The organism is Peribacillus sp. P4_C12, from assembly GCF_056402095.1.
The window spans coordinates 1-1,443 of record NZ_JBFUIB010000757.1 but is presented as its reverse complement, the minus strand read 5'-3'; the positions used below and the strand labels follow the sequence as shown (position 1 = coordinate 1,443).

At 35.6% G+C, this 1,443-nt stretch carries 1 protein-coding gene; it reads right to left on the bottom strand.

Annotated features, from left to right (window positions below):
• Window positions 1-260: 260 nt before the first annotated feature.
• Window positions 261-1,091, bottom strand: coding sequence for a class I SAM-dependent methyltransferase (locus tag AC1DUW_RS28695; protein ID WP_477644169.1), 831 nt, complete (start codon window positions 1,089-1,091; stop codon window positions 261-263).
• Window positions 1,092-1,443 lie beyond the last annotated feature (352 nt).

The following is a 1,443-nucleotide window of genomic DNA, read 5'->3' as shown; positions in this document are numbered from 1 at the left end:
GTTTGATACTCCATTTGAGGGTTTGTAGGTCGTTGATAGATTCCCCCATGAGTTAGTACCGGATAGGTTGAATATAAAAGGACTTGTCCTTTATGTGGTTGCGTCGGTACATAACATTAGCTGGTTGAATGATGGCTAAGGCAGTCCGTTGAAACAACATGGGCGGCATTACACCTGTTAAATAAAGGTATTTCAGACGAAGCTCCTTCCTTCTATATATACCTCACCACATATCATTAAAGGTTACCAGACTAATATTTTCAAATTCCCTTTGGACTCCAATACATTAAGGCTGCATGAAATGGATATTCATACTCGTATTTACCCTCTTTTTCTACCACATATTTATTAAGTATGGTTTTCACTTCTTGCTCAGAATAATTCTCATCCAGAATTTTTGTAGTATTATCACGAATCACTTCCTCATAACAAGAATAAATTTTCTTACTTTTCAACTCCACTATCTTACAATTAGCTAGAATTCCGAGTTGATACAATGCATTCAGAATGTGAATATAATCTCTTCTTCTCAAATTGATTTTATAGCCTAGTTTATCCAAATCCATGTAATGCGGCTTTTCTGGACCTGTTGTCATACCTACAATGACTAATCTGGATGCTGCCTCATTCATTTTTAATAAGGTTTCTCCAATATCATTCATGCGATAATAACAATTAAACCCAAACACTACATCATACTTCTCTCTTTTTTTCTCACATTCCCACTTATTATGTATCAAATCCATGTTCTCGAGACCTTTGTCATTAGCTTGAGATTCCAAAAACCGGATAATGCTTTTTGAACTGTCAATACATGTGAGCTTCCGGACTTCTTCAGCAATTGCAAAGGTATAATTGCCCCACCCAGGTCCGATTTCCAATACATGATCATCACTATTTAGTAAAGAACGTAGCTCCTGCTGTACAAGTTGTGCATAAGGGTCCGGTTTATGTTGTTTTTTCCCCTCCAACCTAGAAGACCAAAACGCTTCCTCTGCTGCATCATCTTTTAGTCGGTTCGGTATATTACCTTTATGATCTACCATGGCTAGTCTCCAAAGTTCAACATAATCAACATTATCTGTCTTCATCTTTTCTCTCCTCAAATTATATAATTTATGTATAATAATTCTTCTAAACTATTTTGCACTTATTTGCAAAGTGAAAAGAGCTGCCTATCAGCTCCTGATAATAACAATACCTTTTTCTATTATTTCTAATAGGTTTGTATTCGTCATATTTATCTTCTTGCCATGATTAGTACAATGACTCTCTGCTTATAATACATCAAGAGTAGCCAAAAGGAATGAAGTAATCGATAAATTACTTATGAAAAGGGAATGAGACGTTCAGAATCGCTTCTCTTTTATAGGAACAAGTCAATCTATTGAATCTAACTAGACGAGTCTTAGTAAAATGCTGTCGATTCATCCGCTTCTCTCC

Bases quoted from the DNA above. Each gene is read 5' to 3' on its own strand.
- AC1DUW_RS28695 (WP_477644169.1), bottom strand. From the start codon at position 1,091: ATGAAGACAGATAATGTTGATTATGTTGAACTTTGGAGACTAGCCATG.